Origin of the sequence: Aeromicrobium sp. (genome assembly GCF_032084975.1) — a bacterium.
GTDB lineage: Bacteria > Actinomycetota > Actinomycetes > Propionibacteriales > Nocardioidaceae > Aeromicrobium.
Window position 1 is genome coordinate 33,614 of sequence record NZ_DAMDLR010000021.1, and the last position, 15,907, is coordinate 49,520.

A 15,907-nucleotide genomic window follows, 5' to 3' on the forward strand; every position below is an offset into this window, starting at 1 on the left:
CATGGCCACCTTCCCCAGCCTGACCGCGCTGCTGCTCCTCGTCCTCGTCGCCGGCCTCGCCGGCGCCCTCGGCTTCGTCCTGGGCACGCGTGGGCGCCCTGTCTCGGCGCGCGACGTCGACGTCGCGTCCGCGGCCACCTCACGCGCCGTCCAGCCCGTGCGCGAGAGCCTCGACCGCTTCGACTCTCGCCTGCGTGAGCTGGAGTCCAGCCGCATCGAGTGGCACGCCCAGCTGCGCGAGCAGGTCGAGTCCGTCCGGGTCACCGGCGAGGCACTGCGCCGCGAGACCTCGTCGCTGGCCACCGCCCTGCGTCGGCCCGAGGTCCGGGGGCGGTGGGGCGAGATGCACCTGAGGCGCACCGCCGAGCTGGCCGGCATGGTCGATCGCTGCGACTTCGACCTGCAGGTCGCCACGGACGGCGGCCGGCTGCGACCCGACATGGTCGTGCGCCTCGTCGGCGGACGTCACGTCGTCGTCGACTCCAAGGTCCCGCTGGACGCCTTCCTCGACGCCACGGCCGCCGACCAGCCGGACGCGCGCGATGCCCACCTCGACCGCCACGCCCGCCAGCTGCGCACCCACGTCGACCAGCTGGCGGCGAAGTCCTACTGGCGGCAGTTCGAGTCCGCGCCACAGTTCGTCGTGCTGTTCGTCCCGGGCGAGGCCTTCCTGTCCGCCGCGCTCGAGGCCGATCCCGGCCTGCTCGAACACGCCGCCGAGCGCCAGGTCGTGCTCGCCTCCCCCACGACGCTCGTCGCCCTCCTGCGCACCGTCGCACTGGCCTGGACCCAGGAGTCGCTGGCCGAGAACGCTCGCGAGATCCACCGCGTGGCCCGCGAGCTCTACGAGCGCCTCGGCACCGTCGCCGGTCACGTCGACAAGCTGGGGTCGTCGCTCGACCGGGCCGTGCGCTCGTACAACGACACGGTCGCCTCGGTCGAGACCCGACTGCTCGTCAGCGCCCGTCGACTGCACGAGCTGGAGGTCGACGACGCGCCTCCGCCCCATCCGCGTGTGATCGACGCGACACCCCGGCTCATGACGGCTCCCGAGCTGCTCGATGAACTAACGTCATGACCATGAGCTCGCCGGCAGCCGGCGCTGTCATCGCCCTGGCCAGGACCCCGGCCGCGGCCGCCAGGTACGACCTGACACCGCGTGCCACGGTGGTCTGTGCCGTGCTGGGCCTCGCCGCGGTCACCAGCCTCGACCTGATCGACGGGCAGCTCGGTGTCGCGTTCTCGGTCGGCTTCGTCCTGGTCGTGCTCTCGGCGGCCACCGCGGTGCAGGAGCGTGGGTTCTTCACCGTCGGCGTGCTGCCGCCCGTGCTGCTGGTCGGCGCGATGCTGGCGATCGCCTGGGCCGCCCCGACCGCCATCGAGATCCCCAAGCTCCCCGACACGGCGGGCGTGTTCGGTCTGACGCTCACTGCCACGATCGCGCACGGTGTGCCGCTGCTGATCGGTCACGCCCTGGCACTGGGCGTGATCGTCGCTCGCATCCTCAGCGCTCGGCGCTGACCTGACCGGCTGGGTCACGCCCAGTCGCCCGGCGAGCCAGCCACACACCGAAGAACATGAGCGCCGCATAGACGACGATCAGGAACAGCGCCGTCGGGACCAGGTCCCCCGGACGGCCACCCTCCACCATGTAGAGGACCAGAGCGACCGCGGCGGCGGACATCGCCACGACCGGCGTCCACGTGTCGACGCGCCCGGCCCACGCGTGGAAGATCGCACTGACGAGGACGGGGACACCGGCCACCAGCCCGGTCATGAACAGCGTCAGGAACATGAGCCCGGGCTCGAGCTGGGCCGGCTCCCGGATCGACACCGGGACCGACAGCAGCGCTCCGAGCACGACCACACACGCCACGACCCTCGTCATCAGCAGTGCCTGGCTCTGGCGCATGGGTCCCCCTGAGGGTGGTGGCTGTGGTTGCGCCCCGACGGGGCGGCGCCCACGATAACCGAACCGGGCAGGCAGGACGCCGGACCGAGAACCTGTTGCCAGTGTCGGCGCCCCGCCCTACCGTGACAGGACGACGACTTCCGGGGGGAAACCATGCTCGTCCGACGTTCCTTGGCCGCCGTGTCGGCCCTGTCCTTGGCCGCCACGATGGTGGCTCTGCAGTCACCCGCCCAGGCCCGCGGCGGCCACACGGCCTACGGCTCCGGCGGGGCGGTCAGCTCGGTCGACGAGGACGCCAGCCGCGTCGGCCTGCAGGTGCTCAAGTCCGGCGGCAACGCCGCCGACGCGGCCGTCGCCACCGCGGCAGCCCTCGGCGTCACCGAGCCCTACAGCGCCGGCGTCGGCGGCGGCGGCTACTTCGTCCACCGCGACGGCCGCACGGGCAAGGTCACCACGATCGACGGTCGAGAGACCGCGCCCGCAGGGGTCGACGAGCAGACCTTCTACGACCCTGCCACCGGTCAGCCCCGTCCCTTCGCCGACCTGGTCTCCTCCGGGGTCTCGGTCGGCGTCCCCGGCACGGTGGCCACGTGGGACAAGGCGACCCGCCTGTTCGGCAAGAGGTCCCTTGCTCGCAACCTCGCGCCGGCCACGGTCCTCGCCGCTCGCGGCTTCACGGTCGACGAGACCTTCCGCAACCAGACCCGCGACAACGCCACCCGCTTCGCCGCGTTCCCCGACACCGCCGACCTGTTCCTGCCGGGCGGCGACCTCCCCCGCGTCGGCTCGCGGTTCCGCAACCCCGACCTCGCACGGACGTACGCCCGGATCGCGCTGTTCGGCCCCCGGGCCTTCTACACCGGCTCCCTCGCCCGCGACATCGCCCGCACCGTCCAGGATCCGCCCAAGGCGCCCGACACGACGTTGCCCGTGCCGCCCGGGTCGATGACCACCCGGGACCTGGCCGCCTACTCCGTGCGCGTGCAGAAGCCGACGAAGGTCTCCTACCGGGGTCACGACGTCTACGGCATGGCGCCGTCCTCCTCCGGCGGCATCGCGGTCGGCGAGGCACTCAACATCCTCGAGAACCATCGCCTCGGCGGAGGCGCCCGGATGGGCCAGAGCCTGCACCTGTACCTCGAGGCCTCGGCCCGTGCCTTCGCTGATCGCGCCGCCTACCTGGGCGACCCGGCCTTCGTGGACGTGCCCACCCGCACCCTGCTGAGCCAGGACTTCGCCGACGCGCGCGACTGCACGATCGATCCCGACCAGGCGTCCACGCGACCGGTCCCGGCCGGGGCGCTCGACGACTCCGGGTGCGCCACGGTGGCGCACGACGAGAAGGCCGACACCGAGAACATCTCGACCACGCACCTGTCCGTCGTGGACAAGTGGGGCAATGCCGTGGCCTACACGCTCACGATCGAGCAGACCGGCGGCTCGGGCATCACGGTTCCCGGGCGTGGGTTCCTGCTCAACAACGAGCTGACGGACTTCAGCACGGCGTACGACCCCGACGACCCCAACCGGATCGAGCCGGGCAAGCGTCCGCGTTCGTCGATGTCGCCGACGATCGTGACGAAGAACGGCAAGGTGCGGTTCGTGGTCGGCTCGCCCGGCGGCGCCACCATCATCACGACCGTCCTGCAGATCCTGATGAACCGGATCGACCTGGGCATGACCCTGCCCGAGGCGGTCGCGGCACCGCGAGCCTCACAGCGCAACGCCGTGACGACCCCCGCGGAGCCGGCGTTCATCGAGCAGTACGGGGACCTGCTGGCGCCGTTCGGTCAGCGACTCGTGCCCTCGGGGGACACGTTCACGTCTGCCGCAGAGATCGGCGCCGCCACCACGATCGAGGTCGATCGGCACGGCCGGATGATCGCCGCGGCCGAGCCCGAGCGCCGCGGTGGCGGCACGGGGCTGGTGGTCAAGCCGTCGCGCCGCCCCCGGTGAGGTCGCTCAGCGGGGCAGGCCGGCGGCCTTGAGGTCGCGGCGCAGCTCCTGCGGCAACGAGAAGACCAAGGACTCCTCGGCGGTCCGGATCGCCTTGGCGTCGCCGATGCCGTGGTCGGCCAGGTAGAGCAGCACGTCCTGGACGAGGTCGTCGGGCACCGATGCGCCCGACGTGACGCCGACCGTGGTGGCGCCCTCGAGCCACGCCTCGTCGATCTCGGAGACGTCGTCGATGCGGTACGAGGCCTTGGCGCCGGCCTCGAGCGCCACCTCGACCAGACGCACCGAGTTGGACGAGTTCGCCGAGCCGACGACGATCACCAGATCGGCGTCCTTGGCGATCTCCTTGACGGCCACCTGGCGGTTCTGGGTGGCGTAGCAGATGTCGTCGCTGGGCGGATCCTCCAGCTGCGGGAACTTCTCGCGCAGCCGGCGGACCGTCTCCATCGTCTCGTCGACACTCAGCGTGGTCTGGCTCAGCCACGACAGGCGCGTGCCCTCGGGGAAGTCGAGGCCGTCGACGTCGTCGGGGTGCTCGACCAACGTGATGTGCTCGGGCGCCTCACCGGCGGTGCCCTCGACCTCCTCGTGACCGGCGTGCCCGATCAGCAGGATGCGGTAGTCGTCCTGCGCGAAGCGACGCGCCTCGTGGTGCACCTTGGTGACCAGCGGGCACGTGGCGTCGATCGTCTTGAGCCCGCGCTCCTCGGCCTGGACGTGGACGGCCGGCGAGACACCGTGGGCGCTGAACACCACGGTGGAGCCCGGCGGAACCTCGTCGAGCTCCTCGACGAAGATCGCCCCGCGGGCCGCGAGATCGTTCACCACGTGCTTGTTGTGGACGATCTGCTTGCGGACGTAGACCGGGGAGCCGTAGAGGTCCAGAGCCTTCTCGACCGTGATGACCGCCCGGTCGACGCCGGCGCAGTACCCGCGAGGGTCCGCCAACAGAACCTGGCCCGTGCTTCCGGGCATGCCGAGATCGACCTGTAGGGACATGCCCCCAGCCTACCGACCCGTCGATGGCGGTCCACACTGTCGCAGCCGCCTCATAGGGTGGGGCGCATGGCCCTCGAGACGAGTGCGGACTCCCCCGCGCCTTTGCGCACCATCTCGCTCGCCCTGCAGGGATGGATCGGCAAGCTCGGCGCGGTGTGGGTCGAAGCCGAGGTCGTCCAGCCCAAGCTCAGCGGGAACACCTACTACCTGACGCTGCGCGACCTCGCGGCCAACCTCAGCCTCAACGCGATCGCGCCCCGCATGGTGATCGAGTCGGGCGAGACTCCCGTCACCGACGGCACCCGCGTCGTCGTGCACGCGCGGCCCGAGTTCTATGCCCCGACGGGACGCCTGTCCCTCAAGCTGCTCGAGATCCGTCCCACGGGCGAGGGCCAGCTGCTGGCCCAGCTCGAGCGACGCAAGCAGCTGCTGGCGGCCGAGGGCCTGTTCGAGGCCCGGTGGAAGCGTCCCCTGCCCGTCCTGCCCATCGCGATCGGCCTGATCACCGGCAAGGAGTCCGCCGCCGAGCGCGACGTCCTGCAGAACGTCCGCGACCGTTGGCCCGGCGCGACGATCGAGGTGCGTCACGCCCTCATGCAGGGCTCGCAGTCGGCCACGGCCGTCATCGGCGCCCTGCGCGAGCTCGACGCCCACGAGCACGTCGACGTCATCGTCATCGCCCGCGGTGGCGGGTCGCTCCAGGACCTGCTGCCGTTCTCCGACGAGGCGCTCATCCGCGCCGTGCACGCCGCCCGGACCCCGGTCGTCAGCGCGATCGGCCACGAGCCTGACGTGCCCCTGCTCGATCTGGTGGCCGACCTGCGGGCGTCCACTCCCACCGACGCCGCCAAGCGCGTCGTGCCGCACGTCGGCGACGAGATGGCAGGCCTCGCCGCGGCGCGCGAACGCGCCCGCCAGGCGGTCCTGGCGCACCTCCAGCGCGAGCGGGCGGGACTGGCAGCACTGCGCAGCCGGCCCGTGCTCAACTCGCCGTCGGCGTTCGTCGACGCCCAGCAGGACCTCGTCAGGGTCCAGCGCGAGCGCTCCGCGATGGCGATGCGGGCCCGCCTCACCCGCGCCAACGACGAGATCGGCCACCATCTGGCCCGCGTCCGCGCCCTCTCCCCCTTGGCCACGATGCACCGCGGCTACGCCGTGGCGCTGGATGCCGGCGGCCACGCGGTCACGTCCGTCGGCTCGATCGCGCCGGGCGACGACCTCGTCCTCCACCTGACCGACGGACAGGCCACCGTCCGCGTCACCGACCTGCAGGAGCACCCGCATGAGTGAAGCCACGCCCGACCCCGCCGACCTGTCCTACGAGCAGGCCCGCGACGAGCTCGTCACGATCGTGCAGCGCCTCGAGACCGGCGGCACCACCCTCGAGGAGTCGCTGGCGCTGTGGGAGCGCGGCGAGGCGTTGGCCGAGGCGTGCCAGCGATGGCTCGACGGGGCACGCGCCCGTCTGGACCCGGCTCAGGGCGAGAACGGCACCAGCGACGCGACGTAGTCCTGCAGGACGTCGCGCGGGGCCGAGCCGGTCACCACGACGGCCTCGCGACCGACGACCCGCGCCAGCGTGGTGTCCTCCCCCGAGGTGAACACCTCCCACGCCTTGCCGCCGATGCGCGCGGCGCCGTCGGCGTCGCTCGCCTCGGCCCGGTCCTCGACCAGCTGCTCCAGGGTCTTCGCGTCGCCCGGGCGCTGGCTCAGTCCGACGAAGTCGCCGTCCCGGGTCACGACGTTCAGCTGCCAGCGGTCCTCGACCAGCTCGGCGCGGGTGGCGCGCCAGCCGTCGGGCAGCTCGGGCGGGACGAGCGGAGTGAAGCCGGCGCGGGGCTCGACCCCGCTGGCCGCGGTGCGCCAGTCGGCGTCCGAGGTGGGCTGGTCCGGCGTCACCGTGACGAGTCGGCCGACGAACCACAGGGCCAGCACGATGGCCCCCAGCACCAGCACCGAGCGCACGACGTCGCCCATCGCCGGATTGCCGCGGGAGTATCCGCTCATCGTGCTCCTGTCCTGACGGGGTCTGCGGGCTGGTCGCCGCGGCAAGCCTAGCCTTCGCAGCCGTTACGATGACCGCGTGGACCGACTGAAGCCCGCTGAGGCAGCCCCCGACCGCAACCTCGCCCTGGACCTCGTCCGGGTCACCGAAGCCGGTGCGATGGCCGCCGGCCGCTGGGTGGGCCGGGGTGACAAGAACGGTGCCGACCAGGTCGCCGTCAACGCGATGCGCTCGATGATCAACACCGTCGAGATGGACGGCGTCGTCGTGATCGGCGAGGGCGAGAAGGACGACGCCCCGATGCTCTACAACGGCGAGCGCGTGGGCGACGGCAACGGCCCCGAGTGCGACGTCGCCGTCGACCCGATCGACGGCACGACCCTGACGGCCAAGAGCCTGCCGAACGCGATCTCCGTCATGGCCGTGGCCCCTCGCGGCTCGATGTACGACCCGTCGGCCGTGTTCTACATGGAGAAGCTCATCGCGGGTCCCGAGGCCGCCGACAAGGTCGACATCCGGCTGTCCGCCGCAGAGAACATCGCGATCGTCGCGAAGGCCAAGCACCTCGCCGTCGAGGACGTCACGGTCTGCGTGCTCGACCGTCCGCGCCACGACGCCCTCGTGCAGGAGATCCGCCAGACCGGCGCCCGGATCAAGTTCATCGCCGACGGCGACATCGCCGGGGGCATCACGGCGGCCCGGCCCGACTCGGGCGTCGACCTGCTGCTCGGCATCGGAGGGACGCCCGAGGGCATCATCGCCGCGGTCGCGATGAAGTGCCTGGGCGGCGTCATCCAGGGACGGCTGACCCCCAAGGACGACGAGGAGCGCCAGCGCGCGATCGACGCCGGGCACGACCTGGACCGCGTCCTGGGCACCGACGACCTGGTCACCGCGGACGACTGCTTCTTCGTCGCGACCGGCATCACGACCGGCAACCTGCTGCGCGGTGTCCGCTACGGCTCGGGCAGCGCCACCACCGAGTCGATCGTCATGCGCTCGCGCTCGGGCACGATCCGCACGATCCGCAGCGAGCACCGCCTCCAGAAGCTCAACGCCTACTCCGCGATCGACTACGAGCACTGAGTCGATGACCGAGGGGCCGGTGCGCGGCGAGACCGTCGAGGTCTCTGAGGAGTCATTCGCGCACCTGCCCTGCGGCATCGACCTGTGCCACCAGACCTTCGGCGACCCCGCCGACGAGGCCGTCCTGCTGGTCATGGGCCTCGGCGGCCCGATGGGCTGGTGGCCGACCGGGTTCTGCGAGCTGCTGGCCGAGCGCGGGTTCTTCGTGGTCCGGTACGACAACCGCGACACCGGCCGCTCGACCAAGCTGCGCCACCACCGCGTGTCGAGGTCGGACGTCGTCAAGGCGTTCCTCGGCCGGGAGTCGGCGCCGTACGGCCTCGATGACCTGGCCGATGACGCGGTCGGGCTGCTGGACCACCTCCAGATCGACGACGCGCACGTAGTCGGCATCTCGATGGGCGGCATGATCGCGCAGACGCTGGCCGTCGAGCACGCCGCGCGGGTCCGCTCGCTGACCTCGATGATGTCCACCACCGGGGCCCGCCGCGTGGGCCGGGTCGACCCGCGCGTCATCCCCATGATGCTGACGCCCGTCGGTCGCACGCGACCCGAGTACGCCGAGAACTCGGTGCGCAACGGCAAGCTCACGGGATCGACCGCGTTCCCCACCGACGACGAGGTCGCGCGCGCCCGCGCTCTCGAGACGTACGACCGCGGCTGGATCGCCAGCGGGGTCTCGCGCCACATGCTGGCCGTCCTCACCCAGCGCGACCGGACCGAGCGCCTCGGCGCGGTGCACGTCCCGACCACCGTCATCCACGGCACCCGCGACCTCCTGGTCCACCCGTCCGGCGGACGCGCGACGGCGCGCGCGATCGCGGGCGCCGAGCTCCTCGAGATCGCCGGGCTGGGCCACGACCTGCCCGCCCAGCTCCACGAGACGTTCGCCGACGCGATCGCGGCGACCGCCGCTCGCGCCCGCTGACGCCGCCGTCGTGAGACGTCGCTGATTTCGGCTCCGCGGACCGCCTCGCGTGGGGCATCCTTCTCGCATGGATCTCAAGCGTCTGAGCCGTCGTGCCGTCCTCCGCTTCAGCATCCGCAGCCGTCGTCGCAAGGCCGAGGTGATCGGCGCGTTCCTCGACCGGCACGGCCTGAGGACGTCGATCTTCATCGGCTGCAGTCCCGGGACGAACGAGAACGAGGGCATCGTCGAGCGCGCGGTTGCCGAGCGGACCACCGTGCTCGCCGCGTGCGACGTCCTCATGGCCGAGACGCAGTGGCCGTTCGTGCTGGCCGATGCGCGAACCATGCCGTTCCGCGACCAGGCGGCCGACGTCCTGCTGGCCAACGCCGTGATCGAGCACGTCGGCGACGAGGCCGACCAGCGCCGGTTCGTCGCCGAGCACCTGCGCGTCGGCCGCAGCTGGGTGATGACCACGCCCAACCGCTGGTTCCCCGTCGAGTCGCACACCGCGGTCGCGTTCCGCCACTGGTCGCGACGGTGGCGCGACAGCCGCCCCGAGTTCACCCGCCTGCTGTCGCTGCGCGAGTTCAAGGCGCTGCTCCCACCGGGGACCCAGGTGGTCGGCCGGCCGTGGTCGGCGACGTTCACGGCGCTGCACGCGCCTGCCACGCACGGCCGGTAGCGATCGCCCGCGGGACACACCGGCACCTCGCGTCACGGGCCCGACCTCGATCGTCCCCTGTCCCCGTGGCCCATTAGGGTTCGAACCATGACCGACAACACTCAGTGGCGCATCGAGCACGACACCATGGGCGAGGTCAAGGTCCCCGCCGACGCCCTCTATCGCGCCCAGACGCAGCGCGCCGTCGAGAACTTCCCGATCTCCGGCACTCCCATCGAGTCCGCCCAGATCCGCGCCCTCGCGCAGATCAAGGCCGCGTGCGCGACGGCGAACGCCGAGCTCGGCATCCTCGAGCAGGACATGGCGGATGCGATCGTCGCCGCCGCCGACGAGGTCGCCGCCGGCACTCACGACGCACACTTCCCGATCGACGTCTTCCAGACCGGCTCGGGCACGTCGAGCAACATGAACACCAACGAGGTGCTCGCGACGCTCGCCACGCGCAACTCCGGCATCGAGGTGCACCCGAACGACCACGTCAACGCCTCGCAGTCGAGCAACGACGTGTTCCCGACCTCGATCCACGTCGCCGCCACCGAGTCGGCCCTCACGGTCCTCATCCCGGCGCTCGACCACCTCGCGAAGAGCCTCGAGGCCAAGGCCGCCGAGTTCGCCGAGGTCGTCAAGTCCGGCCGCACGCACCTCATGGACGCCACGCCCGTCACGCTGGGCCAGGAGTTCGCCGGCTACGCCGCGCAGATCCGCCGCGGCATCGAGCGCGTCGAGGCCTCGCTCCCCCGCACCGCCGAGGTCCCCCTGGGCGGCACCGCCGTCGGCACCGGCATCAACACGCCGAAGGGCTTCCCGCAGCGCGTCATCGAGATCCTCGCCGAGCGCACGGGCCTGCCGCTGACCGAGGCGCGCGACCACTTCGAGGCGCAGGGCGCCCGCGACGGCCTGGTCGAGATGTCCGGCCAGCTGCGCACGATCGCCGTCAGCCTGGTCAAGATCAACAACGACCTGCGCTGGATGGGCTCGGGACCGCGCACCGGCCTGGGCGAGATCCACCTGCCCGACCTCCAGCCCGGCTCGAGCATCATGCCCGGCAAGGTCAACCCGGTGCTGCCCGAGGCCACGCTCATGGTGTGCGCCCAGGTCATCGGCAACGACGCCGCGATCGCCTTCGCCGGCGCCTCGGGCTCGTTCGAGCTCAACGTGATGCTGCCGGTGATCGGCCGCAACATCCTCGAGTCGATGCGCCTGCTGGCGAACGCCTCCACGACCCTGGCCGACCGCTGCATCGACGGCATCACCGCCGACGTCGAACGCTGCCGCGAGCTGGCCGAGTCCAGCCCGTCCGTCGTCACCCCGCTCAACCGCCACATCGGCTACGAGAACGCCGCGGCGATCGCGAAGAAGGCCGTCAAGGAGCGCAAGACGATCCGCCAGGTCGTGATCGAGGAGGGCTACGTGGAGCGCGGCGACATCAGCGAGGCCGACCTCGACTCCGCGCTGGACGTCATGAGCATGACCCACCCGTGACCCGGTGTGTCACCGTGACACACCGCGATCCGGACGACGCGCCGCTCGCCCCCGACAGGGGCGAGCGGCGTTCGTCGTCTCAGCCGACCTTTCGCGCCACGACGTAGCCGTCGCGGTCGAAGACGACCTCGTAGTCCGCACCGTGCTCGGCGCCGTGCTCGACCGGGTCCTGACCCGTCACGCCACGGTCGAAGACGATGTAGTCCGGCACGACGTCGCCGATCGTGCCGATCCAGTACACGTCGTCGTGACTGCCGGTGAGGTACTTCAGGACGCCGATGTCGGTCTCGACGACCGCGTCCTCGGGCACGGTGGCGATCGCCTCCTGCATCGCGGCGCGACGCGGGGACTCGTCCCACGTCTCGGGCTCGAGCAGCTTCACGACGGGACCGCCTGCGAGCATGTAGCCGCCGATCGCGGCGCCCAGCACCACGGCCGGGAACTCCAGCCGGGGTCTCCGCTCGAGCGCGTCGATCATCGCGACGAAGACGATCGGCATGATCACCACCGAGTAGTGCCACTCGGTGCCCCAGTAGTAGTCGACCGAGCCGAGGAAGCGCCACAGGAACGTCGGGGCGGCCACGACCGCCCACGGCGACCACAGCGCCGCGAAGCCCGTGATCCCCAAGGTCAGCACGAGCGTCAGGATCTTGCGGTCGGCCTCGGTCAGGAGCGTCTCGATGACGCCCGCGTCCCCACCCAGGTTGCCCGTGTAGTCGTACCCGCCGCCGGTGTTGAAGGCCGGGATCAGCACCCACACCACCAGGACGAGCGCCACGACCCCAGTGACCGCGACGATCAGGCCACGACGGCGCTCGCCGGCCAGGAACAGGGCGACGCCCACGGCCGCCACCGTGACGCCCATGTCCTCCTTGACGAGCAACAGCGCGAGCGACCACGCGATGGCGGCGTTGTACCGCCTCTCGACGAACGCGACGCCCGCCATGGCCAGGATCGGCACGGCGAACGCGACCTCGTGGAAGTCCACGACGACCGCGCCGCCGAAACCGAAGGCCAAGCCGTACATGATCGCGATCGTCCAGCCGAGCCGGTCGCCCAGGCGGTCGACGGCTAGCTTCGTGACCGGCACGACCGAGATCGCGATCAGCAGGGCCTGCGCGACCAGCAGCGTCTGCCCGTACGGGAACAGCCAGTACAGCGGTGCGAGCAGCGCGTCGATCGGCGACCAGTGGTCACCCAGGATGTTGTAGCCGGGCCCCTTCACCGGGACGATCGGCGCCTCGAACCGCGAGTACGCCTTGACCGCCTGCTCGAAGATCGCGTTGTCCCATGAGTTGACGGTCAGCCGCCGCCACGACAACAGGGTGATCAGTGAGTACAGCAGCCCGACGATCGCGGCCCAGCCCCATGGCATCCATCGCTTCACCCGGTCACCGTACCGGTCGGTAACTGCGATTTGCACCCATCGGGACGAACGATCGGTGCGCAGGACCCGGCGGCGGGTGTGGGGCGGTGACCCAGCGTCCGTTCACGGGCCCATTCGGACGCTGGGTCACCGCTCCCCCGCGGCCATGCGCTCAGAGGGTCACGTCCTCCAGCATCTCGGTGACGAGCGCGGCGACGGGCGAGCGCTCGGACCGGTTGAGGGTGACGTGGGCGAACAGCGGATGGCCCTTGAGCTTCTCGACGACGGCGACGATGCCGTCGTACCGGCCGACCCGCAGGTTGTCCCGCTGGGCGACGTCGTGGGTCAGCACGACCTTCGAGTTGGCGCCGATGCGCGACAGCACCGTCAGCAGCACGTTCCGCTCGAGCGACTGGGCCTCGTCGACGATGACGAAGGCATCGTGCAGCGAGCGTCCCCGGATGTGCGTCAACGGCAGGACCTCGAGCATCTGGCGGTCGACGATCTCCTCGACCACGTGCGGCGAGGCGACGGCACCGAGGGTGTCGAACACCGCCTGGCCCCACGGGCCCATCTTCTCCTCGGAGCTGCCGGGCAGGTAGCCGAGCTCCTGGCCGCCGACCGCGTACAGGGGCCGGAAGACGATCACCTTCTGGTGCTGGCGCCGCTCCATGACCGCCTCGAGTCCCGCACAGATGGCGAGGGCCGACTTGCCGGTGCCGGCGCGGCCACCGAGCGACACGATGCCGACCTCGGGATCCAGCAGGAGGTCCAGCGCGACGCGTTGCTCCGCCGAGCGTCCGTGGATCCCGAAGGCCTCACGGTCGCCGCGCACCAGCTGCACGTGCTTGTCAGCGGTCACCCGGCCCAGGGCGCTGCCCTTGTCGGAGAGCAGCACCAGCCCCGTGTGGCAGGGCAACTCGCGCGCGGACTCGAGGTCGACGTGGCCGTGCTCGTAGAGGTCGTCGACGTCGGCGCTGTCGACGTCGAGCTCGGTCATGCCGGTCCAGCCGGCCTCGAGCGCCAGCTCGGCGCGGTACTCCTCGGCCTTCATCCCGACGGCGGAGGCCTTGATGCGCATCGGCAGGTCCTTGGAGACCAGCACGACGTCGTGTCCCTCGTCGGCGAGGTTGCGGGCCACGGACAGGATCCGCGTGTCGTTGTCGCCGAGCCGGAAGCCGGACGGCAGCGCCTGCGGATCGGTGTGATTCAGCTCGACCCGCAGCGATCCGCCCTCGTCCCCGATCGGCATCGGGACGTCGAGGGTGCCGTGCTGGACCCGCAGGTCGTCGAGGAAACGCAGGGCGTTGCGGGCGAAGTAGCCCAGCTCGGGATGGTGGCGCTTGGCCTCCAGCTCGGTGATGACCACGACCGGGATGACGACCTCGTGCTCGCCGAAGCGTGCCATGGCGGCCGGATCGGCCAACAGGACGCTCGTGTCGAGCACGTAGGTGCGGCGGTCGGTGCGGGGGGTCACGCTCATCGATGCAGCCACGGCAGTCTCCTCGAGAGCCGTGCGCGCGCCCAGCGCCCAGCCCTCCTAGTGGGTGTGGGCCTGAGCCTTCGGGTGACCGAAAGGCTCCGGTTGGAGCATGGGCACACCCTGAAAGTACGACTGCCGGACCGCGTGGGTCGGGAGGGCTCGCGGCGTGTCGATGACGAACGCGTGAACGCTGTGGGACGCGCCGGCGTCAGCCGCCGAAGCGGCGCTCACGCGCGGCGTACGAGCGCATCGCACGCAGGAAGTCGACCCGGCGCAGGGCCGGCCACAGCGCGTCGCAGAAGTAGAACTCCGAGTGGACGCTCTGCCACAGCAGGAAGCCGCTGAGTCGCTGCTCGCCGGACGTGCGGATCACGAGGTCGGGATCGGGCTGGCCCTTCGTGTAGAGGTGCTCGGCGATGTGGTCGACCTCGAGCGTCGCGGCGACCTCCTCGAGGGTCCGGCCGTTGCCGGCCTGCTCGAGCAGCAGCGACCGCATCGCGTCGGTGAGCTCCTGGCGGCCGCCGTACCCGACGCACACGTTCACGGACACGCGCGACTTGACCGCGGCCGTCAGGTCGACGGCGCGCTTGAGCCGGGCGGCGGACTCGGACGGCAGCATGTCGAGGTTGCCGATCAGCCGGAGGCGGTATCCCGTCGCCGCGAGGTCCTCGACGAGCCGCTCGATGACGACGAGCAGGGCGTCGAGCTCCTCGGCCGGGCGGCGCAGGTTGTCGGTCGACAGGAGCCACAGCGTGACGATCTCGACGCCGAGCTCGTCGCACCAGCCCAGGAACTCGCTGATCTTGTCGGCGCCGGCCTGGTAGCCGTGGTCGACCGCGGTTCCGGCGCCTTTGGCCCAGCGCCGGTTGCCGTCGACGATGGCTCCCACGTGGCGCGGAAGACGCTCGGGATCGAGCCCCTTCGCGAGGCGACGCTCGTACGCGCCGTAGAGGAGATCGCTGACGGGCATGGGGTCAGAGTACGCGGCCGTCATGGCGATGGGATGACCATCACGCGTTCGCCGACGCGCGTGCTGGTCAGTGCGGACTATCGTTGTCCCCATGCCGCCCTCCCAGCCCGAGTCCATCGTCGACGAGGTCGGTGGACGCCTGCGCGAGACGGTCCAGGAGATCAAGCCCAAGCTTCGGGGCTGGCTCCACGCCGCCACGGCGCCGCTGGCCCTGATCTCGTTCCTGGTCATGCTGGTGCTGGCCGACAGCCGCGAGGCACGAGCCGGCATCGCGGTCTTCATGATCAGCGCCCTGTTGCTGTTCGGCGTCAGCGCCGTCTATCACACCGTGCCGTGGCGCGAGCGGGCCAAGCAGGTCCTGCGCCGGCTCGACCACTCCAACATCTTCGTGATGATCGCCGGCTCGTACACGCCGTTCTCGCTGCTGTTGCTCGAGCCGAACCAGACCGCGGTGCTGCTGACCCTGGTGTGGGGTGGCGCGATCCTGGGCGTGCTGTTCAAGGTCTTCTGGCTGTCGGCGCCGCGGTGGGTCTACGTGCCGTTGTACCTGGCGCTCGGTTGGGCCGCCCTGATCTACCTGCCCGACTTCATGGCCGCGTCCTCGACGGCCGTGTTCGCGATGCTGGTGACCGGCGGCCTGCTGTACACGATCGGCGCCCTCGTCTACGCCTTCCAGTGGCCCGATCCGAGCCCGCGGTGGTTCGGCTACCACGAGGTCTTCCACGCGCTGACGATCGCGGCGTTCATCGTGCACTACATCGGCGTGAGCCTGCTGGTCTACGGCCAGCAGACCTGACCGACTCCCCTACGCCAGCGCGGTGGGGTCCGTGACCGGCAGGTTGCACACGAAGTCCCGGCAGACGTAGGCCGTCGGCGCACCGCCGATTGCCTCGCGGCTGGCCAGCAGAGGCACGCTCGAGCCAGGGCGCTCGACGGCCACGACCACCGCTCCGGGACTGGTCATCGCGAGCGCCGCGCGGTGCATCGGGCCGCCGACCTCGCCCACCACGGCCACCTCGGCGGGCCCGTCGTGCAGCGCCTCGGCCGCAGCGAGGG

Annotated in this window: 16 protein-coding genes and 1 pseudogene; 10 read left to right on the top strand and 7 right to left on the bottom strand. The window is 71.2% G+C overall.

Going from position 1 to position 15,907, the window contains the following annotated elements; all coding sequences use genetic code 11:
- Nucleotide 1 precedes the first annotated feature (1 nt).
- Together RT323_RS07600 and RT323_RS07605 are read left to right on the top strand one after the other, a co-directional pair.
- Nucleotides 2-1,078 (top strand): DNA recombination protein RmuC, encoded by a 1,077-nt coding sequence (locus RT323_RS07600; RefSeq protein WP_313406620.1) that lies wholly within the window; start codon nucleotides 2-4, stop codon nucleotides 1,076-1,078.
- A gap of 2 nt (nucleotides 1,079-1,080) precedes the next feature.
- Nucleotides 1,081-1,521, top strand: a complete 441-nt coding sequence (locus RT323_RS07605) for a DUF6542 domain-containing protein (protein WP_313406622.1) — start codon at nucleotides 1,081-1,083, stop codon at nucleotides 1,519-1,521.
- Here RT323_RS07605 and RT323_RS07610 read toward each other — a convergent pair.
- Nucleotides 1,505-1,912, bottom strand: coding sequence for a hypothetical protein (locus tag RT323_RS07610; RefSeq protein ID WP_313406625.1), 408 nt, complete (start codon nucleotides 1,910-1,912; stop codon nucleotides 1,505-1,507). The two genes, RT323_RS07605 and RT323_RS07610, sit on opposite strands and share 17 nt — an antisense overlap.
- A 153-nt stretch (nucleotides 1,913-2,065) precedes the next feature.
- On the opposite strand from RT323_RS07610, the gene ggt reads away from it, so the two are divergent.
- Entirely contained in the window at nucleotides 2,066-3,868 is a 1,803-nt protein-coding gene (gene ggt, locus RT323_RS07615; RefSeq protein WP_313406628.1) for a gamma-glutamyltransferase, read from the top strand.
- Between the two features lie 6 nt (nucleotides 3,869-3,874).
- On the opposite strand, the gene RT323_RS07620 is transcribed toward ggt, so the two are convergent.
- Entirely contained in the window at nucleotides 3,875-4,867 is a 993-nt protein-coding gene (locus RT323_RS07620; protein WP_313406630.1) for a 4-hydroxy-3-methylbut-2-enyl diphosphate reductase, read from the bottom strand.
- Between the two features lie 66 nt (nucleotides 4,868-4,933).
- Here RT323_RS07620 and xseA point away from each other — a divergent pair, with 66 nt between their 5' ends.
- Nucleotides 4,934-6,157 carry an exodeoxyribonuclease VII large subunit gene (xseA, locus tag RT323_RS07625; RefSeq protein WP_313406633.1) on the top strand — a complete coding sequence of 408 codons (1,224 nt, stop codon included), beginning with the start codon at nucleotides 4,934-4,936 and terminating at the stop codon, nucleotides 6,155-6,157.
- Nucleotides 6,150-6,377, top strand: coding sequence for an exodeoxyribonuclease VII small subunit (locus RT323_RS07630; protein ID WP_313406636.1), 228 nt, complete (start codon nucleotides 6,150-6,152; stop codon nucleotides 6,375-6,377). The genes xseA and RT323_RS07630 overlap by 8 nt, the downstream gene beginning before the upstream one ends.
- Here RT323_RS07630 and RT323_RS07635 read toward each other — a convergent pair.
- Nucleotides 6,344-6,874: a DUF4245 domain-containing protein gene (locus RT323_RS07635; RefSeq protein WP_313406639.1), complete on the bottom strand. Its 531-nt coding sequence runs from the start codon at nucleotides 6,872-6,874 to the stop codon at nucleotides 6,344-6,346. The two genes, RT323_RS07630 and RT323_RS07635, sit on opposite strands and share 34 nt — an antisense overlap.
- 76 nt (nucleotides 6,875-6,950) lie before the next feature.
- Here RT323_RS07635 and glpX point away from each other — a divergent pair, with 76 nt between their 5' ends.
- The 4 genes from glpX to RT323_RS07655 all read left to right on the top strand — a co-directional run bounded on the left by glpX (nucleotide 6,951) and on the right by RT323_RS07655 (nucleotide 11,032).
- Nucleotides 6,951-7,958 (top strand): class II fructose-bisphosphatase, encoded by a 1,008-nt coding sequence (gene glpX, locus RT323_RS07640; protein WP_313406642.1) that lies wholly within the window; start codon nucleotides 6,951-6,953, stop codon nucleotides 7,956-7,958.
- A 4-nt stretch (nucleotides 7,959-7,962) separates the two neighbouring features.
- Complete coding sequence (locus RT323_RS07645; protein ID WP_313406645.1) at nucleotides 7,963-8,886, top strand: alpha/beta fold hydrolase; 924 nt, start codon at nucleotides 7,963-7,965, stop codon at nucleotides 8,884-8,886.
- Nucleotides 8,887-8,953: 67 nt separating this feature from the next.
- Nucleotides 8,954-9,550: a methyltransferase domain-containing protein gene (locus RT323_RS07650; protein WP_313406647.1), complete on the top strand. Its 597-nt coding sequence runs from the start codon at nucleotides 8,954-8,956 to the stop codon at nucleotides 9,548-9,550.
- Nucleotides 9,551-9,637: 87 nt separating this feature from the next.
- Nucleotides 9,638-11,032 carry a class II fumarate hydratase gene (locus RT323_RS07655; RefSeq protein WP_313406649.1) on the top strand — a complete coding sequence of 465 codons (1,395 nt, stop codon included), beginning with the start codon at nucleotides 9,638-9,640 and terminating at the stop codon, nucleotides 11,030-11,032.
- Between the two features lie 79 nt (nucleotides 11,033-11,111).
- On the opposite strand, the gene RT323_RS07660 is transcribed toward RT323_RS07655, so the two are convergent.
- The 3 genes from RT323_RS07660 to RT323_RS07670 all read right to left on the bottom strand — a co-directional run bounded on the left by RT323_RS07660 (nucleotide 11,112) and on the right by RT323_RS07670 (nucleotide 14,851).
- Nucleotides 11,112-12,419 (bottom strand): DUF2079 domain-containing protein, encoded by a 1,308-nt coding sequence (locus RT323_RS07660; protein WP_313406652.1) that lies wholly within the window; start codon nucleotides 12,417-12,419, stop codon nucleotides 11,112-11,114.
- A gap of 151 nt (nucleotides 12,420-12,570) precedes the next feature.
- Nucleotides 12,571-13,881 (bottom strand): PhoH family protein, encoded by a 1,311-nt coding sequence (locus tag RT323_RS07665; RefSeq protein ID WP_313406655.1) that lies wholly within the window; start codon nucleotides 13,879-13,881, stop codon nucleotides 12,571-12,573.
- A gap of 208 nt (nucleotides 13,882-14,089) precedes the next feature.
- Complete coding sequence (locus RT323_RS07670) at nucleotides 14,090-14,851, bottom strand: isoprenyl transferase (RefSeq protein ID WP_313406658.1); 762 nt, start codon at nucleotides 14,849-14,851, stop codon at nucleotides 14,090-14,092.
- A gap of 91 nt (nucleotides 14,852-14,942) precedes the next feature.
- On the opposite strand from RT323_RS07670, the gene RT323_RS07675 reads away from it, so the two are divergent.
- A complete protein-coding gene (locus RT323_RS07675) occupies nucleotides 14,943-15,647 on the top strand; it encodes a hemolysin III family protein (protein WP_313406661.1) in 705 nt (234 codons plus the stop codon).
- 9 nt (nucleotides 15,648-15,656) lie between these two features.
- Here the strand turns inward: RT323_RS07675 and RT323_RS07680 are convergent.
- Nucleotides 15,657-15,907 (bottom strand): annotated as a pseudogene (locus tag RT323_RS07680) (hypothetical protein); the annotation flags it as partial.